This window comes from Archangium sp., assembly GCF_057119385.1.
Genome location: NZ_DBNGVP010000015.1, coordinates 14,586 through 37,650 on the forward strand (window position 1 = coordinate 14,586; position 23,065 = coordinate 37,650).

Consider the following 23,065-nt stretch of genomic DNA (forward strand, 5'->3'; position numbering starts at 1 on the left):
CTGGGGAATGCCTGTCCGTAGCACATCCAGGAGGGCTCCCTCCCTGCAACACGGCTCGGGCCCGGGGCTGAAACACCGTGAAACAGCCATGGGCCCGTCCGTTCGCCCCGAGACCTCACGAGTGCCCGGCAACGGACGGGTGGCACGCCATCTGCAGAATCCCCGTGGAAAGGACCTGGCTCCCATGAGACGGAGACAGGTGTTGCACGAGACATGAACCGCCCTCCGGGGCGCGGGAGGCCGAGATGAGCGAAGGGGTGACCGAGCAGGTCTGCAGGGATCCGGTGAGGGTGCCGGTAGCCCGGGTTCCGGGAACCGAGCGGCACCGGGTCCTCATCATCGGAGGGGGCACGGCGGGCATCAGCGTGGCGGCGCGGCTGGCGCACGCGGGCCAGAAGGACGTGGCCCTCCTCGAGCCGAGCGCGCACCACTACTACCAGCCGCTCTGGACGCTGGTGGGAGCCGGGGAGGCGCGCGTGGAGGACACCGTGCGCGACGAGGCCCGGCTCATCCCCCGGGGCGTGAAGTGGATTCAGGACTGGGCCGAGGAGGTGGACCCGGTCGCGAAGACGGTGAGCACGCGGGGCGGCAAGCACATCGGCTACGACTTCCTGGTGGTGGCGCCGGGCATCCAGCTCGACTGGGACAAGGTGAAGGGCCTGCGGCAGGCGCTGGCGGAGCGGCCCAACGTCTCCAGCAACTACGACGTGCGCTACGCGCCCAAGACGTGGGAGATACTGCGCGCCTTCCGGGGAGGCACGGCCCTCTTCACCCACCCGGCCACGCCGGTGAAGTGCGCGGGCGCGCCGCAGAAGATCATGTACCTGGCGGCGGACCACTTCCGGAAGCGGGGCGTGGATGACAAGGCGCACGTCATCTTCGCCTCGGCGGGCAAGGCCATCTTCGGGGTGAAGGAGTTCGCCGCGGTGCTGGAGCAGGTGGTGAAGCGCTACGGCATCGACGCGCGCTACCAGCACAACCTCACCGAGGTGCGCGGAGACAGGAACGAGGCCGTCTTCACGCGGACGCTGCCGGAGGGGGGCACCGAGGAGGTGGTCATCCCGTACGAGCTCCTCCACGCGTGCCCGCCGCAGAGCGCGCCGGACTTCATCAAGCGCAGCCCGCTGGCCTGGCAGGAGGGCGGGACGAAGGGGTGGGTGAAGGCGAACAAGCACACGTTGCAGCACCCGGAGCACCCGGAGGTGTTCGCGCTGGGAGATGCATCGGACCTGCCGACCTCGCGCACCGGGGCGGCCATCCGCAAGCAGGCGCCCGTGCTGGTGGAGAACCTGCTCGCCGTCATGGCGGGCCGGGCGCCCACGGCGAGCTACGACGGCTACGCGTCCTGCCCGCTCACCACCGGCTACGGCAAGCTGCTGCTCGCCGAGTTCGACTACGACGGCAAGCCCACCCCGAGCATCCCGCTCATCGACACCATGAAGGAGCGGCATGACATGTGGCTGCTCAAGAAGTACGGCCTGCCGCAGCTCTACTGGAAATTGATGCTGCGCGGGAGGGCCTGACGGGCGCGGTCGTGAGCAACTGGTCCGACCATCGGACCAGTTGGTGAAGCGCGCGGCCGGGAGGGGTATGAACCGGGGTGAAACACGGTGTTTCACCCGTTCGAGCCCATGCCCCACTCGCGTCACCCGCCCTCCGCCAGCTCCCCACCGCTGCTGCCCGCCCTGGAGGCCCTGGCGGGGGCCGTGCTGCTCGTCGACCTCCAGCAGCGGGTGACGGCGGCCACGCCCGAGGCGGAGGCGCGCCTGGGCCCCGCCCTCGTCCGCCCCGGCACGCCGCTGGCGGAGGTGCTCTCCGTGTCCGAGGGGGCGCGGGGACTCGAGGCGCTGCTCACCCACGGGCACCCGGTGGAGGCCCGGTCGCGGACGCCGGGAGACGTGCGGGTGATGCGGGTGCGGGCCGTGCCCATGGAGCAGGGAGCGAAGCGGCTCGGGTGGGTGGTGCTGCTCGGCGCGGAGACGGAGACCGAGGGGACGCGGGGAGATGCCGAGGAGACGTTCCACGGCATGTGGACGCGGAACCCGGGGATGAAGCGCCTGTTCCGCATCGTGGAGAAGGTGGCGCGCACCGAGTCGAGCGTGCTGGTGCGGGGCGAGTCGGGGACGGGGAAGGAGCTGGTGGCCAACGCGCTGCATGCCATCTCGGCGCGGCGCAAGGGGCCCTTCCGCGCCATCAACTGCGCCGCGCTGCCGCCGAGCCTCCTGGAGAGCGAGCTGTTCGGCCACGTGCGCGGCGCCTTCACGGGCGCGGTGCGGGACAGCCCGGGCCACTTCCGCCTGGCGGACGGGGGCACGCTCTTCCTGGACGAGGTGGGAGAGATTCCACTGGAGCTCCAGGGGAAGCTGCTGCGGGTGCTGGAGACGCGCTCGGTGATTCCGGTGGGAGGACGCTCGTCGGTGCCGGTGAACGTGCGCATCGTGGCCGCCACGCACCGGCCGCTGCGGCGCGAGGTGGAGGCGGGCCGCTTCCGGGCGGACCTGATGTACCGGCTGCGGGTGGTGCCGCTCTTCCTGCCGTCCCTGCGCGAGCGGCGCGAGGACATCCTCCCGCTGGCGAGGCGCTTCCTCGACGAGCTGGAGCAGAACGGTCCGCGGCACGTGGAGCGCTTCTCGCCGGGGGCGAGGCACCTGCTGGAGTCCCATGGCTGGCCGGGCAACGTGCGCGAGCTGCGCAACGTGATGGAGTACGCCTACGTCATCGGGGAGGGCCCGGTGTTGCACGAGGCGGACCTGCCCCCCGAGTTCTCCGAGCCACGGCCACCACCGGCCTCCACCGTGCCGGCCGAGCCCGGGCCGGGAGAGGACACCCACGACCCGGAGGCACTGCGGACCGCGCTGGCGAGAGCGGGAGGAAACCGCACGGAGGCCGCCCGGATGCTGGGCATCAGCCGGGTGACCCTCTGGCGCCGGCTCCGGGACGCGGGCATCGCCTGAAGCGTTTCACCTGTTTCACGAAACGTTTCACCTTCTCTCCCTCTCCCTCCGGGAGAGGGTCGGGGTGAGGGTATCCGTGCCCGTGTGGTGCCCGTGCCCAGAGGGAAGCAGTGCGTCACGGCGCTGGCACGGCCCTCGCAATGACAGCGGGCATGCTCTTCCGCCAGCTCTTCGACCAGGAAACGTGGACGTACACCTACCTCATCGCCGACGAGACGACGCGCGAGGCGGCGCTCGTGGACCCGGTGCTCGAACAGGTGGAGAGAGACCTCCAGCTGGTGAAGGAGCTGGACCTGAAGCTCGTGCTGGTGCTGGAGACGCACATCCATGCGGACCACGTCACGGGAGCGGGGCGGCTGAGGGAGCTGACGGGGGCGCGGGTGGCGGCGAGCGCGGCGGGAGCACCGTGCGTGGACCGGCCGGTGAAGGATGGCGAGGAGCTGGCGCTGGGAGGGCTGCGCATCCAGGTACTCGCCACGCCGGGGCACACGGATGACAGCGTGAGCTTCCGGGTGGGCCCCAAGCTCTTCACGGGCGACGCGCTGCTCATCCGGGCCTGTGGCCGCACGGACTTCCAGAACGGAAACGCCGGGCAGCTCTACGACGCGATTACACAGAAGCTCTTCACGCTGCCGGACGAGACCGAGGTGTACCCGGGCCACGACTACGCGGGCCAGACGATGAGCACCATTGGCGAGGAGAAGCGCCACAACCCGCGGCTGGCGGGCAGGAGCCGCGAGTGGTTCATCGAGTTCATGAACAACCGCAAGCTGGCGCCGCCCAAGAAGCTGGACGTGGCGGTGCCGGCGAACCGTGCGTGCGGCAAGCCGGCGCCCGCGGCGCAGGCGATGAGCTGAGCCCCCGGAGCACGGAGAGCACACGATGAGCGCACTGTACGAGAAGGGCACTCCGCACGCGGAGGGCTACCGGGACGTGGACGTGAGCGCGGTGGCCGGGGAGAAGAACGAGGTGCGGCTGGTGGACGTGCGCGAGCCCGCGGAGTTCGACGGGCTGCTCGGGCACATCCTGGGGGCGAGGCTCGTGCCCCTGAGCACGGTGGAGCAGGCGGCCGGAAGCTGGCCACGGGACGTGGAGCTGGTGATGGTGTGCCGCTCCGGGGCGCGCTCGGGCCGGGCCGCGGCGCAGCTGGTGCGCCAGGGCTTCCAGCGGGTGATGAACCTGCGCGGGGGAATGCTCGCGTGGAACGAGGCGGGGCTGCCGGTGGTGCGCGCCGAGCACCCGCCCGCGCTCCAGGTGGCGGACGTGCTCGACACGCTGCTCGCGCGGATGCGGGAGCTGGGCGGCGGAGTCCCCGCGTCCATCCCTCGCGGATTGCTCCAGGCGAATGGCGGTCCTCCCACGCACTCGCAGCTCCTCGGCATGCTCGAGCTGCTGCGAGCCGCCGGACAGGCGGCGGCGAAGGACCCGAGCGCCTGGGAGGGGATGCTGCGTGAGTGCAGGGACCTGCTCGCCGTGTCGCGACCGGAGAGCAGCGCCGCATGATGATGCTCGGGATCGCCGCCTCGCTGCTCATCGGGGTGTCACTGGGGCTGCTGGGCGGCGGCGGCTCCATCCTCACCGTGCCCCTGCTGGTGTACGTGCTCGGCGTCGAGCCGAAGACGGCCATCGCCATGTCCCTGCTGGTGGTGGGCATCACCAGCGCCTCGGCCGTGGTGGTGCATGCGAGGGCCGGACGGGTGCGCTGGCGCACGGCCTTCGTCTTCGGAGCCGGAGGCATGTCCGGCGCGTTCCTCGGAGGGAGGTTGGCGCAGTGGGTGCCTCCGGGGCTGCTGCTGCTGCTCTTCTCCACCATCATGGTGGCCGCCGCCGTGGCCATGCTGCGGCGCAAGGAGGCTCCCGCGCAGCCCGGTGACGCCGAGCAGGCGCCGGTGCTGCTGCCCGTGCCGCGCGTGCTCGCGCAGGGTGCCGCCGTGGGCCTGCTATCGGGACTCGTGGGCGCCGGAGGGGGCTTCCTCATCGTCCCCGCGCTCGTGCTGGTGGGACTGCCCACGCAGGCCGCCGTGGGCACGTCGCTGGCCGTCATCTCGCTCCAGTGCTTCGCCGGACTGCTCGGGCACCTGGGCCATGTGCAGCTTCCATGGGGGCTCACCGCCGCCGTGGTGGGTACGGCCGTGGGAGGCAGCTTCCTGGGAGGGCGCCTCGCGGGCCGCGTCTCCCCACGGGCGCTGCGCAAGGGCTTCGCCGTGTTCGTGCTCGGCATCGCCTGCGTCATGCTCGCCGCGCAGGTGCCGCCCTCGGTGCGGCGGGAAGTGGCTCCGCTGCTGGCTACACCGTGGCCCTGGCTCGGGCTCGTGGGAGTCGTGGGCGCGGTGACGCTGCCCTACGCGCTGTTGTTCCGAGGCAACCGCGGGAACACGGTGGACCCGTGAACAGGATGGATGGGCGCGTCTACTGGGCGCGCTCGTCCAGCACGTCGGAGAGGGTGGTCGCGTTCAGGGCCCGGTCGAACCAACGGTCGAGGGTGGCAATGTCCGTGCAGGTGAGGATGCGCTGTCGGACCGTCTCGTCGACGCGTACGCCGCGTGCGGTGAGGAGCCGCAGGATGGCCTCGCTCAGCCCCTCTGCCCGGCCCTTCTGGACGCCCTTCTCGATCATCTCCTCGGCCCAGCTGCCCATCAGATCCTCCGCTCGCTGCCCATCCAGCACCGAATTTAACACCCGTTTCGCCGCTGTGTGGACGGCCGCATCCCCCACCCACACCAGATAACGGATGACCACCACCAGATGCTCCGCGCCCTCGGCGCCCGCGTACACCTGCGCGAAGAGCGTCATCCACTCCGGCAATCTCCGCGCCAATTCCCCGGTGCGTCCGTAGCGCAACACCAGCCAGGCCAGGCGCGCCAACGGCGGTCCCGCGCGCGCTCGCAGCACCACCTCCCGCTCGGCCGTCAAGTCATCGAGCAGGTACTCGAAACGCGGCACCAGGGCTCGCCATCGCTCCCGCGCTTCTTCCCCTCCCGGCAATTCGAAGAGGTCCTCCACCCGGCGCGGTGCGGTCCAGACGCCATCCGCCCCGTGGTACATCACGAGCGGGATGATGACCGGCAGCCGCGTGCTCTCCGGGTGCTCCTGTCTCCAACGCTCCACCTGCCGCACCACGTAGCGCAGCATCCGCAGCGCCATCCACGAATCCACCGACGACTGGTGCTCCAGCAACACGTACAGCAGCAGCGGCTGTCCCGTGCGCAGGCGCGCCGTGAAGAGCAGGTCGCTCTCGGTCTCGCGCAGCTCCGGGTCCACCACGCTAACGGGCTCTCGCCGGAGAGACGTCCAGTCCACCTCCGAGACGACGTGCGCGGGCAGTACGGCGCGCAATTCAGCGGCGGCCCGCTCGGGGTGACCGAAGGTGTAGCGAGCGAAGAGGTCATGCGGTCCAGACATGCGCGCCGTGCCAGAGCATTCGGCGGGCCAACGAATCCTCCGGTGCGCTTGCCCGAAAAAGAAGACCACGGGTCCAAGGGAGCAAAAGACGCGGTCACCCGCCCTGGAGCACCCCCATGTTGAAGAAGACGATGACGCTGTTCGCCTCGATGACCCTGTTGGCCGGCTGCGGAGATGTGATGATCGACACGATGGGCGAGTCGAACGCGGGAGGTAGCACCGTCGCTCCGCTTCCCCAGGAGCCCCTCGGCCACACGCAGGACGAGCTCAACAACGGCACCTACACGACGAGCCTCTTCCCCGAGGTCGTCCGCATCCTCACGTACTACCCGTCCACCGGGAGCTACTACACCTGTACCGCCACGGCGATCTCCGAGGACACCCTCCTCACCGCATCGCACTGCGTGAAGGTGGGCAACGAAGTCGCCAAATGGGTGAAGGTCGACAACGCCGACGGTGACAACAACAACACCGAGGGCTCGTACTCCAGCTACATCGTGATGTCGAAGGACCTGTACTCGAACGTCTACTACGGCACCTCCCAGGGCGAGAGCACGTACAAGCGCGACCTGGCGCTCGTGAAGTTCGGCAAGCGGACGTTCAGCAAGTACCTGCCGTTCGCCTACAAGACCGACCAGGTCACGGTGGGCACCCACGTGACGATGATCGGCTTCGGCGGCGAGACGACGAAGGCGTATGGCACCCGCCCCATCAGCGGCACGACGAACACCCACAACGGCTCGGACTACGGGTACTTCAACATCGTCTCCGACACCTCGACGCAGCCCTACACCGAGGGCGGTGACTCGGGCGGTCCGCTGCTCTACCAGGAGAACGGCCAGTACTACGTCGTGGGCGTGCTGATGGGCGGAAGCATCTCGGGCTCGACGAAGTACCACGTCTATCCCGCGCTGACGCAGGCCGTGTACAACCACATGTCCAGGTTCCTGGCGCTCAAGGACAAGTACTGCATCGAGGCCTTCCGGCACGCGTACGACAGCGCCTGGGGCGGCAGCTGGGCGTTCTGCGTCAACGGCTCCATCAACGTCAACCTCGACGCCTCCGGCTTCTCGGATGCCTTCAACCTCTACACCCACGGCAACGACTCGACCTGGAACGATGAGATCACCGCCTTCACCATCCCCAACGTGATGGCGGGCACCTTCTACGAGCACAGCAACTTCGGCGGCGGCTCGCGCACCTTCGCCAACGTGTTCCCGTTCCTCGACAACTCGGTCGTCAACAACCTGAAGGACTTCAGCTTCAACGACCTGATCTCCTCCTGGAGCCTCCTGGCCACCGACTCTCCGTGGATCGTGAAGTTCCAGCTGCGCAACGAGGGCAACGGCAAGTGCATCGACGTCGTCAACGGCAACCCGGCCAACGGCACCAACGCTCAAATCTGGGATTGCACGAGCGGCAACGACAACGAGAACTTCACCCTCATCCCGACCCCGACGCCCAACGTCTTCCTGGCGAAGAACTCGCAGTCCGGCACGTGCCTCGACGTCTCGGGCGGTGGCACCACCAACGGCACCAACATCCAGATGTGGCAGTGTGACGTGAACAACCCCAACCAGCTCTTCCGCTTCGAGCAGTTCCCCGGTCAGAACAAGTTCCACATGATCAACACCCGCACCGGCAAGTGCGTCGACGTCGCGGGCGGCGGGTCCAGCAACGGCACCAACATCCAGCAGTGGGAGTGCCTGGCTCCGAGCAACGGCTCCGTCAACAACCAGGTGTTCACCATCAAGATGTACTGAGCGCAACCCCTCCCCGGCGCCGGCCTCCTCTCTGGGGAGCCGGCGTCTGGCTTCATGAGGGGCTACACGCGGAAGCTCGTGGCCACCTGCTTCAGCCGCGCGAGCGTGGCGTTCATCCGCATCACCGACTCCTCGGCGTTCATCGTGGACTCCACCACGTCGCCCATCATCTGCGACAGCGTCGTCATCACGTTGGTCATCTGCGCGATGCCCGCGTTCTGCTGCGTCACCGAGGCCACGATCTGCTTCGCCGCCTGGCTGCTCTCGTGCACCACCGTGGTGATCTCCTTCAGCCGGTCCGCGGACGTCATCACCTGGACGATCCCCGCCTCCATCTGCTGGCTGTCCTGCTCGGCGATGGACACCGCCGCGCGGATGGCCTGGTTGATCTCCAGCAATATCTTCCCGATGCGCTGCGTGCTCTGCACCGACTGGCCGCTCAGCGCCCGCATCTCCCGCGCCACCACCGCGAAGCCCCGCCCCTCCTCCCCCGCCCGCGCCGCCTCGATGGATGCATTCAGCGCCAGCACGTTCGACTGGTCCGCCAGGTCCCTCACGCTGCCGATGATTTCACCGGCCCGCGCCGCCTGCTCCGACAGGTGCGCCACGCTGCGCATCAGCGCATCCACCCGCTCGCGCAGCTGCTGCAACCCCTGGGCGCTGCTCTCGATGGACTGCCGCCCCGAGGCGCTGAACGCGTCCGCCTGCGCCGCCACCCGCAGCACCATCTCCGCCCGGCTCGCCGCCAGGTTCGACGTCTGGGCGATCTCACTCATCGTCGAGCCCGCTTCCGACAGGCTGCGCGACTGGTGGCTGAGGAACGACAGCTGCCGCTGGCTCGACTCGGTGAGCCGCTCCGCCGCCTGCGTCAGCTCGTCCAGCACGTCCTCCAGCGTCACCGGCACCGTGCGCAGCCGTGTCACCAGCGCTTCAATCCCCCGCGCCAGCTCGCCCAGCTCGTCCCGCGAGTCCACGTCGATGCGCTGCGTGAGGTCTCCCTCGGTGGCGATGCGCGTGGTCACCTGCGTCAACCGGTGGAGCGGCCCCACCACGCCCCGCACCAGCCAGAACGACAGCCCCCACAGCGCCACCAGGCACAGCACCGACAGGCTGATGACCCACAGCCGCCGCCCGCGCTGCAGCACGGCCATCTCGTCGTAGGAGCGCTCCAGCCCGGCATGGGCCCACTCGCTCGTGCCGCGCAGCAGCTGCCGCAGCGCCGCCGAGCGCTGCATCGCCTGCGCGAAGGCCGCCTCCGCCTCCGGCTCCGCCCGCGCCGCCTGCTCCAGGGTGCGCTGCCCCTGGGACCAGAACGCGTCGAAGGCCTCGTCCAGCGTCTGCACCCGCGAGGCCTCCATCACCGGGTTGGCCGCCCCGCGCGCCAGCTCCTCTTCGAACGCCTTCACCTGCGCCCACAGTCCCGCCAGCCGGGCCACGTCCCGTCCCAGGTACGCCTCGCGCAGACCGGTCTCGAGGGACACCGCCAGCGCCTCCAGGTTGCGCGCCGTGGCGAGCGCGGGCGTGTACCCGTCCGCGATGCGCCGGCCCAGCCGCGCCGTGACCTGGCCCACCACCACCGACACCCCGAGGATGCCCAACAGGAAGACGGTGGCCACCACCGGCAGGAGGAAGACCTTCCGCTTGAACGTCATCGTCCCCCCTCGGCCCGGGACGTGAAACGCCTGGACATGGTTCTCCTTCCTCCGCGGGCCCTCTCGGCTCCGCGCTTCCCCACGGGCGGCGCAGGTCCTCCGCGCACGGGCCGCAGGATATCGGATGCGCCCTCCTGGCGCGCGTCGCCCCCTCCCGGGGGATGTCAGCCAACACCCGGGGTGGAGATGACCCCGCGTGTCTCCCTCCCAGCCTCCCCGCCTGGGGGGGAGCCGGCCGGGAGGGGACTCCCCTACGTGGGCAGGTCCATGCGGCGCACGCCCTCGATGGAGAGGACGAAGTCCGCGCCGAAGGCCTGGGCCGGGGTGAAGGCACCCCGCCGCGCTCCGGCCAGCACCTCCTCCACCGCGCGCACCGTGGCCCGGGCGGTGAAGGCATAGGCCTCGGGTGTCTCCAGCACCGCCTCCGCCCGCCGCCCGTCCGGCGCGCGCGCCTCGGCCCACACCTGGGAGCGGCCCCGCTGGCGCAGCGTCTCGTCCGGCCCCTGGACGCGCGCCTCCACCAGCCGGGCCAGCTGCTCGCGCACGGGCTCCACCGCCACCAGCCGCCGGAGCACGGGGAAGGTGAAGCGCAGCGCGTGGGCCACGGCCGCCGGTTGGGCCAGGTAGGTGGTGATGTGGGGGATGGCGGTGGAGTGCCAGGCCGTCACCAGGTCTCCCCAGGGAATGGGGACGACGGTGCGCTCCTTGTCGGAGAAGCGCGCCCGGCGCACGCCCTGCCCCATGGGCCACGGTTGCAGCTGGCCGCCCCGGCGCACGAAGCAGCCGGAGGGCAGGCCCTCCAGCATGGACTTCGCGGTGCCGGCGCTGGGCGAGGCGACGGCGGCGATGGCCAGCTCCAGCTCGTGAGCGCCGGGCACCTTGTCCGCCACGTAGCGGGCGAGGCAGTCCGTGGGCACCACGTCGAAGCCCACCCCGGACATCAGGACGACGTTGCGGCGCTTCGCCTCGGCGTCGTGGCGGAAGGTGTTCTCGAAGACGGGAATCTCGCCGGTGATGTCCAGGTAGTGGGCCCCGGCGGCGAGGCAGGCCTGCACCATGGGCTCGCTGGTGTGCACGAAGGGGCCGGCGGCATGCACCACCAGGGGCAGGCCCTCCAGGGCGGACACCAGGCCGCGCAGGTCGTCCAGGCCCACCGCCACCGCGTCCAGGCCCAGCCGCGAGGCCAGGGGGGTGAGCTTCTCGCGCGAGCGGCCGGCCAGCACGGGCTTGTGGCCGCGGCGCACGGCCTCCTCGGCGATGAGGGCACCGGTATAGCCGGTGGCGCCGTACAGCAGCCACCGGGGAGTCGGGTTCGTCGGAGGGTTCACGCGCGCACCATATGCCGGGCAGTGGGTAGTCGCGTACGGTTCCCCGCGCATCGCGCCGCCGAGTCGGCTAGGAGGGGGGGGTATATGAGTGAGACGAAACCTCCCTCGCGCAAGAAGAAGGACACGCTGGAGGTGCGCGTGCGGCGCATCCACCGCAGGGACCTGAACCGGGCCTGGGAGTTCCTCAAGCTCGTCTTCCGGGACGTCAACCGCGAGACAGTCGAGTACCAGCGGCCCCGCTCCAAGCGGCGCTTCCTCGAGGTGTACTCCTCGGAGTGGATAGAGCAGCTCGTCTACGAGGTGAACGGGGACATCGTCGGCTACTCCGAGTGCGCCTTCGAGGCCACGGGGGACGACAACTGGGTGAACCCGCGCTGGTTCGAGAAGCGGGGCATGCGGCCGCTCTTCGTGGAGGAGCTGGCGGTGCACCCGGACTACCAGGGCCGGGGCGTGGGCAGCTTCATCATGGAGCAGCTGCAGCACCTGGCGCGCACGCGGGGCTGCACGCACCTGGTGCTGGAGGTGGCGGAGAACAACGAGTCGGCGCTCTCGTGGTACCGGGCGCGCAACTTCTACAAGCTGGACGCGGCCATCTTCCTGGCCCAGAAGGTGCCGGGAGAGCCGGATCTGCTGCCCCCGCGCCGCATCAAGCCCCGGCCCGCGCATCCCGAGGGCACGCCCACCACGGGCCTCATGCCCGAGGAGGTCAGCGGCCCCGCGCTCCTGGGCAAGAGGCCCCGGGCCCGGCGCCCGGCCGCGGGAGGCGCCCGGAAGAAGGTGGCCATCACGCCCGTGCCGGCCGCTCCGGAGGAGGACGCGGAGTAGCCGTCCCCTCCTCCGGGCCTGGAAGAGGGCAAGGGCGCCCGCTCAGCGCGTCCAGGAGGAGAGGTACGGGGAGGTCCGCGCGCGGCAGGCGGTGCCACACTCGGGGAACTGCGTCAGGAAACGGGCCTGCCGGCGGCAGTTGGCCGTGAGGGCGCCCCCCGGGTCCTCCTGGCACAAGGTCTCGAAGCTCGCATAGCTCTCCTGGAAGAGCACCGCCCGCTTCCCCGGCTCCAGGGCCTGGAGGGCCCGCCGCTCGGCCCCCAGCACCCAGGACAGGCCCCCCCCGAACAGCAGCACGGCCAGGGCCCCCACCAGCACCCGGCTCAGGACACCCCAGTGCTCCCGGGTGAGCCCCGGCTCGCCCCGGCTCATCGCGCGCGTCGCCATGCCCTACACATGAGCACGGTCCGCCTCCGTGCCAGCCTTCCTTGCACCCTGCAACCGGGGCGCCCGGACCCGCGTGCAGGATGCAACCTCCCCCGGGCCGGCTCTCCCCTTCTTCCACCTGGGGAGGAACCCACCTCCGGTATGGCGCGCGGCCTGCACTTAGGATGAGGGCATGGAGACCGGACCTGTCGCGCCCGTGGTGGAGCCGCGCCCGATGCGGGTGCTGGTGGTGGACGACGAGCGGAACATCCGCACCACGCTGCGCATGTGCCTGGAGGGGCTCGGCTGCGAGGTGCGGGAGGCGGCCACGGCCGAGGCCGCGCTCGCCGCGCTCGCCCAGTCCCCGGCCGACCTGGCCTTCGTGGACCTGCGCCTGGGCACCGCGAGCGGGTTGGAGCTGCTGCCCCGCCTGCTCGCCGAGTCCCCCACCCTGGACGTCGTCCTCATCACCGCCTACGCCACCTTCGACACCGCGGTGGAGGCGATGAAGCGCGGGGCGCGCGACTACCTCCCCAAGCCCTTCACCCCCGCGCAGATACGGCACCTCGTGGACAAGACGCGCGCCCACCAGGAGCTGAGCTCCCAGCTGGGCAACCTGGAGGGCCAGCTCGCCCAGTCGGTGCCCGAGGCCACGCTGGAGACGGCCTCGCCAGCCATGCACGCGGCGCTGGCGCTCGTCACCCGGGCGGCGGCCTCGGACGCGGCGGTGCTGTTGCGCGGGGAGAGCGGAACGGGCAAGGGGGTGCTCGCGCGGGCCCTGCACTCGCTGAGCGCGCGGCGCCGCCGGCCCTTCGTCACCATCAACTGCCCCGCCCTCTCCGAGCAGCTGCTCTCCAGCGAGCTCTTCGGCCACGTGCGCGGCGCCTTCACGGGCGCGGTGAGGGACCAGCCGGGCCGGGTGGAGCAGGCCGAGGGCGGCACGCTCTTCCTGGACGAGGTGACGGAGATGAGTCCCGCGCTGCAGGCGCAGCTGTTGCGCTTCCTCCAGGACAAGCAGTTCGAGCGCCTGGGCGAGGGGCGCACGCGCCGGGCGGACGTGCGGGTGGTGGCGGCCACCAACCGGGAGCTGGAGAAGGCCGTGGCCGGGGGCCACTTCCGGGAGGATCTGCTCTACCGGCTCAACGTCGTCGAGGTGAAGCTGCCGGCGCTGAGGGAACGGCCCGAGGACATCCTCCCGCTGGCCCGGCGCTTCCTGGCCTTCTTCGCGCGCACGGCGAAGCGGCCGGTGCCGGAGCTGTCCCCGGCGACGGAGAAGATGCTGCGGGCCCATGGGTGGCCGGGCAACGTGCGCGAGCTGCGCAATGCGCTGGAGCGGGCGCTCATCGTCTGGCCGGCGGAAGTGCTGGAGCCGCAGGCCTTCCCGGAGCGCATCGCCGCGGCCACGGGCTCGGTGGTGGCGCTGGGCGGGCCCCACACGCTGGAGGAGGTGGAGCGTGAGCACATCCTCCGGGTGATGGCGAGCGTCCCCACCCTGGACGAGGCCGCGCACATCCTCGGCATCGACGCGTCCACCCTCTGGCGCAAGCGCAAGAAGTACGAGGCGGCCCCGGGCGGCATGGGGTGAGCGGGCGGCGCCCGGCCGGTGTCTTCCAGCCGAGGGAGCTACCTACGAGGTGGTTGCGTTTGGGACGATTATCCGTAGATTCATGGATATGTCTCGCGCTCGCAAAGTCCCCTCTCCCGCGATGTTGGACCCGAGAAATCCGGTCTCCGCTTCCGAGCAGGCCCTGGCCGAGGTCGTCGAATTGGCCCGGCTCATGGAGGGCAAGAGCACACAGAGGCCCAGGCTCGTCGGCCCCCGAGGCGAGACCCTCGAGCTGCCTGAACCCGTCTTCCACCTGCTCCGGCAGGTCGTCACGGTGCTAGCTCGGGGAGACGCCGTGACCGTGGTCCCGGTCCACAAGGAGCTCACCTCCCAACAGGCTGCGGATCTGCTCAACGTCTCCCGCCAGTACCTGGTCCGCCTCCTGGATGAGGGAGCCATCCCCTACACGAAGACCGGAAAGCACCGGCGCATCCGCATCGATGACCTGCTGGCGTACAAGGAGAAGCGCGACGCCCAACGAGAAGCGGACCTGGATGAGTTGGCGCAGATGAGCCAGGATTTTGGCGGCTACTCCGAGTGCAGTTGAAGGAAGTGACTTGGGAGGTTAGCGTGTCCAAACCGATTGTTCACGTCAACCTTCAAGAGCGTCCTCGATGCCTGCGTGCTCTTCCCCTTCTCTCTGCGGGACACCTTGTTGAGAGCTGCGCATGCAGGGCACTACCAGCCCTACTGGAGCGCACAAATCCTCGAGGAGATGCGCCGTAACCTGGTGTCGACGGCGACCACCACAGAGGAGCGCGCCCGCTCCCTCGTCGCTCAGATGCAAAAGGCCTTTCCCAATGCACGGGTGACCGGTCACGAGTCATTGGTGCCGGACCTACGCAACCATGAAGGAGACCGCCACGTCGTTGCCGTGGCCCTTCACGCGCATGCGCAGGTCATCGTGACGAGCAACCTGAAACACTTCCGAGCCAAGGACCTGCCTCCCGGTATCGAGGCACAACATCCAGACGAATTTCTCGCCAACCTGTTCGATCTGGATCCAACCGGGATGATGGCGCTCTTGAAGAAACAGGCTGCGGCACTGAGGCGCCCTCCCATGGAACTGCCCCAGCTCCTCGACGGGCTCGCGAAGACGGTGCCCGAGTTCACCCGGCTCATCCGTGGCGAGCTCGGCGATTGAATCAGCGCTCGAACGCTGGAGCGGACGCATCCCCCTCCGGTGCCCTCGTCCGCGGCAGGGTGAACCAGAAGGTGCTCCCCACTCCCGGCTCGCTGGAGAGCCCCATCTCCCCCCCGTGCGCCTGGACGATCTCCTGTGCGATGGACAGGCCCAGCCCCGCGCCCCCGGTGCCCGCTCCAGGAACCCGGTAGAACTTCTCGAAGATGCGCTGCTGGTGCTCCGGTGCGATGCCCTCGCCCGTGTCCGCCACCTCGAAGCGCACCCGCTCCTCCTCCTGCCTCGCCCGCACCACCACCTCGCCTCCCCGCGAGGTGTGCCTCACGGCGTTGGCCACCAGGTTGGACAGCACCAGCTGCAAGCGGTCCGGATCCGCCTCCACCCGCTCCAGCCCCGGCGCCTGCTCCCTGGACAGCCGCACCCCCCGCTCCTCCGCCGCCACCCGGTGCGGCGCCAACGCCGCCTCCAGCACCGCCTCCGTGGACACCGGCCGCACCTCCAACTCCACCCGCCCCGATTGCAGCCGCGACAAATCCAACAGGTCATCCACGATGCCCTGCAGCCGCTCGCAGTCCTCACGCGCCGCGTACAGCAGGTCCGCCTGCTTCTCCGTGATGGGCCCCGCCACGCCCTCGGCGCACAGGTGGATGGCCATGCGCAACGAGGTCAGCGGCGTGCGGAACTCATGCGCCACCGTGGCCACCAGGTCGTTCTTCAGCTCGTCGAAGCGCCGCAGCCGCGTCACGTCCTGGAGCAGCACCGTGGCCCCCACCACGCCGCCGCCCTCTCCGTACACCGGACTGCCGCGCGGCAGCAGCCACCGGCCTCCCTCCCCGCCCTCCACCCGCACCGCCTCCTCGTAACCCCTCGGCAGGTACGGCCCCTTGCCGCCCAGCACGTGCGCGCGCACCCGCTCCAGCACCTCGCGCACCTCCGGCACCACCTGCCCCAGCGCTCCGCTGCCCCCTTCCACCAACAGCCGCAGCACCTCCTCCGCGGCGCGGTTGACGTTGAGCACCCCGCCCTCCACGCCGAACACCACCACCGGGTCCGGCAGGCTGTCGATGGAGGCCTGCGAGGACGCCTGCGCCTGGAGCAGCTCCCCCAGCGAGCTCCGCCGGTAGCGTTGCAGCGCCTCCGCCATGGCGTTGAAGTCCCGGGCGAGCTGAGCAATCTCATCCTGGCCCCGCACCACCGCGCGCGTGGCCAGGTCCCCCTGCCCCAACCGCCGCACCGCCTGGGAGAGCACGGACACCGGCCGCAGCGCCCGCTGGGTGAGGGAAACCGAGGCGAGCAGGCCGCCCACCAGCGCCACGCCCACGGCCATCACCATGAGCGTGTTCATCCGGCGGCTCTGCCGCTCCAGGGCGTCGCTCTTGCGCACCATGGCGTCCTGGTTGAGCGCGAGGAGGGCCTGGGTGGCCGCCTTGGCCTCGCGGAAGGCCGGCGCCAGCACCTCGAAGTAGGCCGCGCGCCGGGACTCGGCCCGCTCCCCGGAGGCGAAGGCCTCGTACCCGGTGCGGTAGCGCGTCCAGGCCCGCCGCAGCCGGGCGGTGGCCTCGGTCTCTCCGGGCTCGGTGATGTTGCCCTCCTGCACCGTCAGCTCCGCCTCGAGCGGCCGCAGGTGCTCCCGGGCCTGCTCCAGCCCCCGCTGCCGCTCGCCCGCGACGAGGAAGAGGGAAGCGCTGTCCAGACGCTCCAGGTGCTCGATGATGCGCTGCATGGCCAGCACGCTGCGGTAGTTGTCCGCGAGGATGTCCTGCCCCGCGTGCCCCACCCGGCCGAGCGTGTTGACGGCCACCACGCCCACCAGCAGCAGCGCGAGCGCCAGCGGCGCCTGGGCCAGCAGCAGCTTGGCACGCAGACTCATGACGGGCGCTCCTCCTGGGGCGGATGGAAGGACACCACGTGGATGTCGAAGCCCTCGCCCTCGCGCAACAGGCGCACGTCCGAGGCGCGCCCCAGCCACTGCTTCCACCACGGCTGGCGCGAGCGGCCCACGATGATGTGGCCCACCCCGTGCGAGCGGGCGAAGTCCAGCAGCGCCACCACCGGCTCCTTCCCCTTCACCCTCACCACCTCCGCGCCCAGCTCCTTCGCCAGCTCGATGTTGGCCAGCAGGTGGCGCTGCGCCTCCGAGTCGATGAGGTGCGGGGCCTCGCCGGGCGTCTCCACGTAGACGACGAACCAGTCCGTGTTGAGCCGGCCCGCCATCCGCGAGCCCCGGCGCAACAGCGTGGCCGCGTGCGGCGGGTTGCTGCTGAGCGCCACCATCACCCGGCCCCAGCCCCCTCCCTTCTGCGGCGGCTCCTCGCCCGGGCGCGCGCGCGTGCCCGTGGAGCGGTCCAGGCTCTCGGCCACCTCGCGCAGCGCCAGCTCGCGCAGCGAGGAGAGGTTCTCCTGCTTGAAGAAGCCCTCCAGCGCGTGCGGCACCTTGTCCGGCGCGTAGATTCTTCCCGTCTTCAGCCGCTCGTGCAGATCCTCCACCGCCAGGTCCAGGTTCACCACCTGGTCCGCGTTCTTGAGGAAGCTGTCCGGGAGCGTCTCGCGCACGCGGATGCCGGTGGCGCGCTCGATGATGTCGTTGAGGCTCTCCAGGTGCTGCACGTTGAAGGCGCCGATGACGTTGATGCCGGCGGCGAGCAGCTCCTCCACGTCCTGGTAGCGCTTGCGGTGGCGGCACAGGGGGACGTTGGTGTGGGCCAGCTCGTCCACCACCGCCACCTGGGGCTTGCGCGCCAGCACCGCGTCCAGGTCCATCTCCTCCACGGCCACGTCCCGGTAGGTGAACACCTGGCGCGGCACCACCTCCAACCCCTCGACGAGCGCGGCCGTCTCGGCGCGGCCGTGCGGCTCGATGAAGCCGAGCACCACGTCCACCCCGCGCTGCCGCAGGGCGTGGGACTCCTCGAGCATGCGGTACGTCTTGCCCACGCCGGCGGCGAAGCCGATGTACAGCTTCAGCCGCCCGCGCCGGCCGCGCTCGACCAGCTCGAGGAAGTCTTCCGCGCGACTCTTCCGCTTCACGGGACCTCTGCCGCCGTGCCCACGCTCTCGCCGAACTGCCGATCCAACGCCAGGTTGAGCTGTAACACGTTCACCCGCGGCTCACCGAGCACGCCCAGCGTGCGCCCCTCGGTGTGCGCGTCCACCACGGCCAGGATGCGCTCGGGCGCCACGTGGCGGGCACGGGCCACGCGGGGCACCTGCCAGCGCGCGGCCTCGGGGGACAGGTGCGGGTCCAGGCCCGAGCCCGAGGTGGTGACGAGCTCTGCGGGCACGGGGCCCGGGGCGTCCGGGTTCTCCTGGCGCAGGCGCTCGGCCTCGGCCACCGCCCGCTCCCTCAGCTTCCGGGAAGTGGGCCCGAGGTTGCTGCCGCTGGAGGCCACGGCGTCGTAGCCGTTGCCGGCCGCGGACGGCCGGGGCTGGAAGTAGCCGGGCCGGGAGAAGCCCTGGCCGATGAGGGCGCTGCCCACCACCTGGCCCTTCTCGTGGGTGACGAGCGAGCCGTTGGCTTCCTCGGGGAAGAGCACCTGGGACACGCCGGTGACGGCCAATGGGTAGAGCACGCCGGTGAGCACCAGGGTGACGAGCGCGGCGCGCAGAGCGAGGAGGAGCGTGGAGAACATGGAGCGGGTCCTTTCTCAAGCCAGCCCGGCGGCGGTGAGGAGCACGTCGATGGCCTTGATGCCGATGAAGGGGACGATGACGCCGCCCACGCCGTACAGCAGCAGGCTGCGCCGCAGGAGCGCCGCCGCGCCCAGGGGCCGGTAGCGCACGCCGCGCAGGGCCAGCGGAATGAGGGCGATGATGATGAGGGCGTTGAAGATGACGGCGGAGAGGATGGCGCTGTAGGGCGACGTGAGGCCCATGATGTTGAGCGGGCCCATCTCCGGGAACACGCCCATGAAGAGCGCGGGGAGGATGGCGAAGTACTTGGCCACGTCGTTGGCGATGGAGAAGGTGGTGAGGGTGCCGCGCGTCATGAGCAGCTGCTTGCCCACCTCCACCACCTCCAGCAGCTTGGTGGGGTTGGAGTCCAGGTCCACCATGTTGCCGGCCTCCTTGGCGGCCTGGGTGCCGGTGTTCATCGCCACGCCCACGTCCGCCTGGGCCAGCGCGGGCGCATCGTTGGTGCCGTCTCCCGTCATGGCCACCAGCTTGCCCCTGGCCTGCTCGGCGCGGATGAGCTCCATTTTGGCCTCGGGCGTGGCCTCGGCGAGGAAGTCGTCCACCCCGGCCTCGCGGGCGATGGCCGCCGCGGTGCGCGGGTTGTCGCCCGTAATCATCACCGTGCGGATGCCCATGGCGCGGAAGCGGTCGAAACGCTCCTGGATGCCGCCCTTCACCACGTCCTTGAGGTGGATGATGCCGAGCACGCGCGCGCCGTCGCACACGGCCAGCGGGGTGCCACCCGCGTCACCGATGCGGGCCGCCGTCTCGCGCAGCGCGGGCGGGACGGCACCGCCCTGGGCCTCCACGTGCTGGATGACGGCATCCACCGCGCCCTTGCGGATGCTGCGTGGGTGCGGGTCCACCAGGTCGCACCCGCTCATGCGCGTCTGCGCGGTGAAGGGCACGAAGGTGGCCTGGTGCGCCTGCAGCTCGCGCGGACGCATCTTGTAGGTGTCCTTCACCAGCACGACGATGGAGCGGCCCTCGGGTGTCTCGTCCGCGAGGCTCGCCAGCTGCGAGGCCTCGGCCAGGTCCTCCATGCGCACGCCCGGCAGGGGCAGCAGCTCCGTGGCCATGCGGTTGCCCAGGGTGATGGTGCCCGTCTTGTCCAGCAGCAGCGTGTCCACGTCGCCCGCCGCCTCCACCGCGCGCCCGCTCATGGCCAGCACGTTCTTGCGCAGCAGCCGGTCCATGCCAGCGATGCCAATGGCGGACAGCAGGCCGCCGATGGTGGTCGGAATGAGGCATACCAGCAGCGCCACCACCGCCGTGCCCGACAGCTTCACGCCCGAGTAGAGCGCCAGCGGCACCAGCGTCACGCACGCCAGCAGGAAGACGAGGGTGAGGCCCACCAGGAGGATGTGCAGGGCAATCTCGTTGGGCGTCTTCTGCCGCGCGGCGCCCTCCACGAGGCCGATCATCCGGTCCAGGAAGGACTCGCCCGGGTCCGCGGTGATGCGCACGACGATGCGGTCGGAGAGCACCCTGGTACCGCCGGTGACGGACGAGCGGTCCCCGCCGGACTCGCGGATGACGGGGGCGGACTCGCCGGTGATGGCGGACTCGTCCACGCTGGCGATGCCCTCCACCACCTCGCCATCGCCGGGGATGAGGTCCCCCGCCTCGCAGACGACGAGGTCGTCCTTGCGCAGGTTGGGAGCGGGGACGCGCTCCTCCCGCCCGTCCACCAGGCGGCGGGCGAGGGTGTCCTTGCGCATCTTGCGCAGCGAGCTCGCCTGGGCCTTGCCGCGGCCCTCGGCCACCGCCTCGGCGAAGTTGGCGAAGAGCACGGTGAACCACAGCCACAGCATCACCGACACGGTGAACCCCACCGGCGTATCCGCGGGCCCCGGCGTGACGAGGTCCTTCACCACCAGCACGGTGGTGAGCAGGCTGCCGGCCCACACCACGAACATCACCGGGTTGCGGGCCACGTCCCGGGGGTGGAGTTTGCGCAGGCTGTCCAGCGCGGCCTGCTTCAAGAGCGACGGCTCGAAGAGCGACACGGGTGTCGAGGTCGAGGAGCGCATGGGCTCAGAACACCTTTCCGGCCTAGCCGAGGTAGTGCTCGACGAGAGGGCCGAGGGAGAGGGCGGGGAAGAAGGTGAGCGCGCCGACGATGACGACCACGCTCACCAGCAGGCCGGTGAAGAGCGCGCCGTGGGTGGGGAAGGTGCCAGGGCCGGGGGCCACCGTCTTCTTGCCCACCATGGAGCCGGCGAGGGCCAGCACGGGGATGATCATCAGGAAGCGCCCGGCGAGCATGGCCAGACCCAGGGAGACGTTCCAGAAGGGCGTGTTGGCATCGAGGCCGGCGAAGGCGCTCCCGTTGTTGCCCGTGCCGCTGGAGTACGCGTAGAGGATTTCGGTCAGGCCATGCGGCCCCGCGTCGTGGAGCGAGGACACGCCCTGGGGAAGCACCGCCGCGGCCGCGCCCAGCCCGAGGATGACGAGCGGGAAGATGAGCACGTACAGCATGGCGAGCTTCATCTCCTTCGCCTCTATCTTCTTGCCGAGGTACTCGGGGGTGCGGCCCACCATGAGGCCGGCGATGAAGACGGCGAGCACCACCATGACGAGGATGCCGTAGAGGCCGGCGCCCACGCCGCCGAAGATGACCTCGCCCAGTTGGATGTTGACGAGCGGCACCAGGCCACCGAGCGCGGTGAAGCTGTCGTGCATGGAGTTGACGGCGCCGCAGCTCGCGTCCGTGGTGACGGTGGCGAAGAGGGCCGAGGCGGGGATGCCGAAACGCACCTCCTTGCCCTCGAGGTTGCCGTGCTGCACCACCCGGGCGGCGGCCACGGCGGGGTTGGCCTGGGACTCGGCGGCGTAGGCGGCGGCCACGCCCACGAAGAAGAGGAGGCTCATGGCCGCGAAGAGGGCCCAGCCCTGCTTCGTGTCCCTCGCCATCTTCCCGTACGTGTACGTGAGGGCGGCGGGGAGGGCGAAGATGGAGAGCAGCTGCACCAGGTTGGTGAGCGGCGTGGGGTTCTCGAAGGGGTGGGCGCTGTTGGCGTTGAAGAAGCCGCCGCCGTTGGTGCCCAGCATCTTGATGGCCTCCTGCGAGGCCACCGGGCCCATGGCGAGCGTCTGCTTCACTCCCTCCAGCGTGGTCAGCTCGCGGTAGGGCGCGAAGTTCTGCAGCACGCCCTGGGACACGAGGAAGAGCGCGTACACGAAGCACAGGGGCAGCAGCACGTAGAGGGTGCCGCGGATGAGGTCCACCCAGAAGTTCCCCAGCGTCTTCTGTCCCTCGGGCCCGGGCCGCCGGGTGAAGCCACGCGCGAGCGCCAGCGCCACCCCCATGCCCGCCGCCGCGGACACGAAGTTCTGCCAGGCCAGCCCCGCCATCTGGGTGAGGTAGCTCAGGGTGGACTCGCCCGCGTAGGACTGCCAGTTGGTGTTGGTGGTGAAGCTGGCGGCCGTGTTGAAGGCCAGCTCCGGACCCACCGCGGGCAGGTTCTGGGGGTTGAGCGGCAGCACGTGCTGCAATCGCTGCAGCAGGTAGACGAGGAGGACGCTGAAGAGGCTGAAGGCCAGCAGCGACAGGGCATACCGCACCCACGTCTGCTCGGGGTTCCGCCTGGGGTCCACGCCGCACAGCTTGAGCAGCAGCCGCTCCACGGGCCCGAGCACCTTGGGCAGGGGCTGCGTGGGCCCCTCGAAGACGTGGAAGAGGTAGAGGCCCAGCGGCTTCGTCACCGCCAGCACCAGCACGAAGAAGAGGACGATCTGCAACCCACCGATGAGGGTCATGGCGAGCCTAGAAGCGCTCCGGCCGGAGCAGCGCGTAGACGAGGTAGACGGTGAGCAGCACCGCGAGCACGGCGCCGGAGACGTATTCGAAGGTCATGGGGTGTCTCCGTTTCAGAGGCGCTCGCAGCCGCGGGTGTAGGCCCACGCGAGCGCGAAGAAACCAACGGTGACCAGCACGAGGACGAGATCCATGGGGCTTGCTCCTGGTTGGAAGCGCTCATGACGCGCCCTCTCACGAAGCACCCGCCGTACCACCCTCCCCACCTCGAAACCCCAGGGCTTCCGAGGGGTTACGAACAACGTCCCCGCCCCGTGGTTGCAACTTGCACGAACGGCCCGGTTCGGACCGTGCGCCCTGAAAGGAACACCCGTTCCCACCCCGGGGAGAAAGGTACGCCCTCGTCACGGGGAGGAGAGCGAGCGCTCCAGGGGCCGCCCCCGAGGCGGCGATCCTCGGCGGGAAGGGAGCTAGTGGACTGTCCGACAAGTTTTTCAACATAGTCGAGACCACAGGGTAGGTTGGGTGGAGGAAGAGACCGGATAAGTTGGGTGGATGAGGAGACGACCGCCGCATCTCCTCCACCTTTCGCCTGG

General features: G+C 70.3%; 21 protein-coding genes. 10 read left to right on the forward strand and 11 right to left on the reverse strand.

The features are described 5' to 3' along the window. The first annotated feature begins 245 nt into the window (after positions 1-245). The 5 genes from AC16DP_RS03775 to AC16DP_RS03795 all read left to right on the forward strand — a co-directional run bounded on the left by AC16DP_RS03775 (position 246) and on the right by AC16DP_RS03795 (position 5,344). Positions 246-1,523 carry an NAD(P)/FAD-dependent oxidoreductase gene (locus tag AC16DP_RS03775; protein WP_329730746.1) on the forward strand — a complete coding sequence of 426 codons (1,278 nt, stop codon included), beginning with the start codon at positions 246-248 and terminating at the stop codon, positions 1,521-1,523. A 108-nt stretch (positions 1,524-1,631) separates the two neighbouring features. Further along, a complete protein-coding gene (locus AC16DP_RS03780; RefSeq protein WP_329730747.1) occupies positions 1,632-2,954 on the forward strand; it encodes a sigma-54 interaction domain-containing protein in 1,323 nt (440 codons plus the stop codon). Positions 2,955-3,106: 152 nt separating this feature from the next. After that, positions 3,107-3,811 carry an MBL fold metallo-hydrolase gene (locus AC16DP_RS03785; protein WP_329730748.1) on the forward strand — a complete coding sequence of 235 codons (705 nt, stop codon included), beginning with the start codon at positions 3,107-3,109 and terminating at the stop codon, positions 3,809-3,811. Between the two features lie 25 nt (positions 3,812-3,836). Beyond that, positions 3,837-4,457 (forward strand): rhodanese-like domain-containing protein, encoded by a 621-nt coding sequence (locus AC16DP_RS03790; RefSeq protein ID WP_329730749.1) that lies wholly within the window; start codon positions 3,837-3,839, stop codon positions 4,455-4,457. Then, on the forward strand, positions 4,454-5,344 hold the full coding sequence (locus tag AC16DP_RS03795; protein WP_329730750.1) for a sulfite exporter TauE/SafE family protein: 891 nt from the start codon (positions 4,454-4,456) through the stop codon (positions 5,342-5,344). The genes AC16DP_RS03790 and AC16DP_RS03795 overlap by 4 nt, the downstream gene beginning before the upstream one ends. Before the next feature lie 19 nt (positions 5,345-5,363). On the opposite strand, the gene AC16DP_RS03800 is transcribed toward AC16DP_RS03795, so the two are convergent. After that, positions 5,364-6,356 (reverse strand): Rpn family recombination-promoting nuclease/putative transposase, encoded by a 993-nt coding sequence (locus AC16DP_RS03800; protein WP_329730751.1) that lies wholly within the window; start codon positions 6,354-6,356, stop codon positions 5,364-5,366. 116 nt (positions 6,357-6,472) lie between these two features. Here AC16DP_RS03800 and AC16DP_RS03805 point away from each other — a divergent pair, with 116 nt between their 5' ends. After that, positions 6,473-8,119: an RICIN domain-containing protein gene (locus AC16DP_RS03805; protein WP_329730752.1), complete on the forward strand. Its 1,647-nt coding sequence runs from the start codon at positions 6,473-6,475 to the stop codon at positions 8,117-8,119. Between the two features lie 62 nt (positions 8,120-8,181). Here AC16DP_RS03805 and AC16DP_RS03810 read toward each other — a convergent pair whose 3' ends face one another. Further along, the gene (locus AC16DP_RS03810) at positions 8,182-9,771 is read right to left on the reverse strand and encodes a methyl-accepting chemotaxis protein (RefSeq protein ID WP_329730753.1); all 1,590 of its coding nucleotides are present in this window, start codon (positions 9,769-9,771) and stop codon (positions 8,182-8,184) included. 251 nt (positions 9,772-10,022) lie between these two features. Then, positions 10,023-11,099 (reverse strand): saccharopine dehydrogenase family protein, encoded by a 1,077-nt coding sequence (locus AC16DP_RS03815; RefSeq protein ID WP_329730754.1) that lies wholly within the window; start codon positions 11,097-11,099, stop codon positions 10,023-10,025. Positions 11,100-11,183: 84 nt separating this feature from the next. Between AC16DP_RS03815 and AC16DP_RS03820 the strand changes: the two genes are divergently transcribed. Then, the gene (locus AC16DP_RS03820) at positions 11,184-11,924 is read left to right on the forward strand and encodes a GNAT family N-acetyltransferase (protein ID WP_329730755.1); all 741 of its coding nucleotides are present in this window, start codon (positions 11,184-11,186) and stop codon (positions 11,922-11,924) included. A gap of 42 nt (positions 11,925-11,966) precedes the next feature. Here the strand turns inward: AC16DP_RS03820 and AC16DP_RS03825 are convergent, their stop codons facing one another. Beyond that, the gene (locus tag AC16DP_RS03825; RefSeq protein ID WP_329730756.1) at positions 11,967-12,311 is read right to left on the reverse strand and encodes a hypothetical protein; all 345 of its coding nucleotides are present in this window, start codon (positions 12,309-12,311) and stop codon (positions 11,967-11,969) included. Positions 12,312-12,525: 214 nt separating this feature from the next. On the opposite strand from AC16DP_RS03825, the gene AC16DP_RS03830 reads away from it, so the two are divergent. The 3 genes from AC16DP_RS03830 to AC16DP_RS03840 all read left to right on the forward strand — a co-directional run bounded on the left by AC16DP_RS03830 (position 12,526) and on the right by AC16DP_RS03840 (position 15,040). Continuing rightward, the gene (locus tag AC16DP_RS03830; RefSeq protein ID WP_483956629.1) at positions 12,526-13,875 is read left to right on the forward strand and encodes a sigma-54-dependent transcriptional regulator; all 1,350 of its coding nucleotides are present in this window, start codon (positions 12,526-12,528) and stop codon (positions 13,873-13,875) included. 88 nt (positions 13,876-13,963) lie between these two features. Further along, positions 13,964-14,443: a helix-turn-helix domain-containing protein gene (locus AC16DP_RS03835; RefSeq protein WP_329730758.1), complete on the forward strand. Its 480-nt coding sequence runs from the start codon at positions 13,964-13,966 to the stop codon at positions 14,441-14,443. Between the two features lie 36 nt (positions 14,444-14,479). Next, positions 14,480-15,040 (forward strand): PIN domain-containing protein, encoded by a 561-nt coding sequence (locus AC16DP_RS03840; RefSeq protein ID WP_329730759.1) that lies wholly within the window; start codon positions 14,480-14,482, stop codon positions 15,038-15,040. Position 15,041: 1 nt separating this feature from the next. On the opposite strand, the gene AC16DP_RS03845 is transcribed toward AC16DP_RS03840, so the two are convergent. From AC16DP_RS03845 to AC16DP_RS03875, 7 genes are read right to left on the reverse strand one after another with little or no spacing between them, the layout of a single operon-like run. After that, positions 15,042-16,907, reverse strand: coding sequence for a sensor histidine kinase (locus AC16DP_RS03845; protein ID WP_329730760.1), 1,866 nt, complete (start codon positions 16,905-16,907; stop codon positions 15,042-15,044). After that, positions 16,904-18,064 carry a sensor protein KdpD gene (locus AC16DP_RS03850; RefSeq protein WP_329730761.1) on the reverse strand — a complete coding sequence of 387 codons (1,161 nt, stop codon included), beginning with the start codon at positions 18,062-18,064 and terminating at the stop codon, positions 16,904-16,906. Before AC16DP_RS03850 ends, AC16DP_RS03845 begins: the two co-directional genes overlap by 4 nt. Next, on the reverse strand, positions 18,061-18,666 hold the full coding sequence (kdpC, locus tag AC16DP_RS03855) for a potassium-transporting ATPase subunit KdpC (protein WP_329730762.1): 606 nt from the start codon (positions 18,664-18,666) through the stop codon (positions 18,061-18,063). Before kdpC ends, AC16DP_RS03850 begins: the two co-directional genes overlap by 4 nt. 15 nt (positions 18,667-18,681) lie before the next feature. Next, entirely contained in the window at positions 18,682-20,742 is a 2,061-nt protein-coding gene (gene kdpB, locus AC16DP_RS03860) for a potassium-transporting ATPase subunit KdpB (RefSeq protein WP_329730763.1), read from the reverse strand. 22 nt (positions 20,743-20,764) lie between these two features. Next, entirely contained in the window at positions 20,765-22,471 is a 1,707-nt protein-coding gene (gene kdpA / locus AC16DP_RS03865) for a potassium-transporting ATPase subunit KdpA (RefSeq protein WP_329730764.1), read from the reverse strand. Positions 22,472-22,478: 7 nt separating this feature from the next. Then, complete coding sequence (kdpF, locus tag AC16DP_RS03870; protein WP_329730765.1) at positions 22,479-22,568, reverse strand: K(+)-transporting ATPase subunit F; 90 nt, start codon at positions 22,566-22,568, stop codon at positions 22,479-22,481. Between the two features lie 14 nt (positions 22,569-22,582). Continuing rightward, the gene (locus AC16DP_RS03875) at positions 22,583-22,714 is read right to left on the reverse strand and encodes a hypothetical protein (RefSeq protein WP_329730766.1); all 132 of its coding nucleotides are present in this window, start codon (positions 22,712-22,714) and stop codon (positions 22,583-22,585) included. Positions 22,715-23,065: the final 351 nt, after the last annotated feature.

What these genes read in the sequence shown, in the direction of transcription:
- AC16DP_RS03775 (WP_329730746.1), top strand. Translation starts at nt 246, where the DNA reads ATGAGCGAAGGGGTGACCGAGCAGGTCTGCAGGGATCCGGTGAGGGTG.
- AC16DP_RS03780 (WP_329730747.1), top strand. Translation starts at nt 1,632, where the DNA reads ATGCCCCACTCGCGTCACCCGCCCTCCGCCAGCTCCCCACCGCTGCTG.
- AC16DP_RS03785 (WP_329730748.1), top strand. Translation starts at nt 3,107, where the DNA reads ATGCTCTTCCGCCAGCTCTTCGACCAGGAAACGTGGACGTACACCTAC.
- AC16DP_RS03790 (WP_329730749.1), top strand. Translation starts at nt 3,837, where the DNA reads ATGAGCGCACTGTACGAGAAGGGCACTCCGCACGCGGAGGGCTACCGG.
- AC16DP_RS03795 (WP_329730750.1), top strand. Translation starts at nt 4,454, where the DNA reads ATGATGATGCTCGGGATCGCCGCCTCGCTGCTCATCGGGGTGTCACTG.
- AC16DP_RS03800 (WP_329730751.1), bottom strand. Translation starts at nt 6,356, where the DNA reads ATGTCTGGACCGCATGACCTCTTCGCTCGCTACACCTTCGGTCACCCC.
- AC16DP_RS03805 (WP_329730752.1), top strand. Translation starts at nt 6,473, where the DNA reads ATGTTGAAGAAGACGATGACGCTGTTCGCCTCGATGACCCTGTTGGCC.
- AC16DP_RS03810 (WP_329730753.1), bottom strand. Translation starts at nt 9,771, where the DNA reads ATGACGTTCAAGCGGAAGGTCTTCCTCCTGCCGGTGGTGGCCACCGTC.
- AC16DP_RS03820 (WP_329730755.1), top strand. Translation starts at nt 11,184, where the DNA reads ATGAGTGAGACGAAACCTCCCTCGCGCAAGAAGAAGGACACGCTGGAG.
- AC16DP_RS03825 (WP_329730756.1), bottom strand. Translation starts at nt 12,311, where the DNA reads ATGGCGACGCGCGCGATGAGCCGGGGCGAGCCGGGGCTCACCCGGGAG.
- AC16DP_RS03830 (WP_483956629.1), top strand. Translation starts at nt 12,526, where the DNA reads ATGCGGGTGCTGGTGGTGGACGACGAGCGGAACATCCGCACCACGCTG.
- AC16DP_RS03835 (WP_329730758.1), top strand. Translation starts at nt 13,964, where the DNA reads ATGTCTCGCGCTCGCAAAGTCCCCTCTCCCGCGATGTTGGACCCGAGA.
- AC16DP_RS03845 (WP_329730760.1), bottom strand. Translation starts at nt 16,907, where the DNA reads ATGAGTCTGCGTGCCAAGCTGCTGCTGGCCCAGGCGCCGCTGGCGCTC.
- kdpC (WP_329730762.1), bottom strand. Translation starts at nt 18,666, where the DNA reads ATGTTCTCCACGCTCCTCCTCGCTCTGCGCGCCGCGCTCGTCACCCTG.
- kdpB (WP_329730763.1), bottom strand. Translation starts at nt 20,742, where the DNA reads ATGCGCTCCTCGACCTCGACACCCGTGTCGCTCTTCGAGCCGTCGCTC.
- kdpA (WP_329730764.1), bottom strand. Translation starts at nt 22,471, where the DNA reads ATGACCCTCATCGGTGGGTTGCAGATCGTCCTCTTCTTCGTGCTGGTG.
- kdpF (WP_329730765.1), bottom strand. Translation starts at nt 22,568, where the DNA reads ATGACCTTCGAATACGTCTCCGGCGCCGTGCTCGCGGTGCTGCTCACC.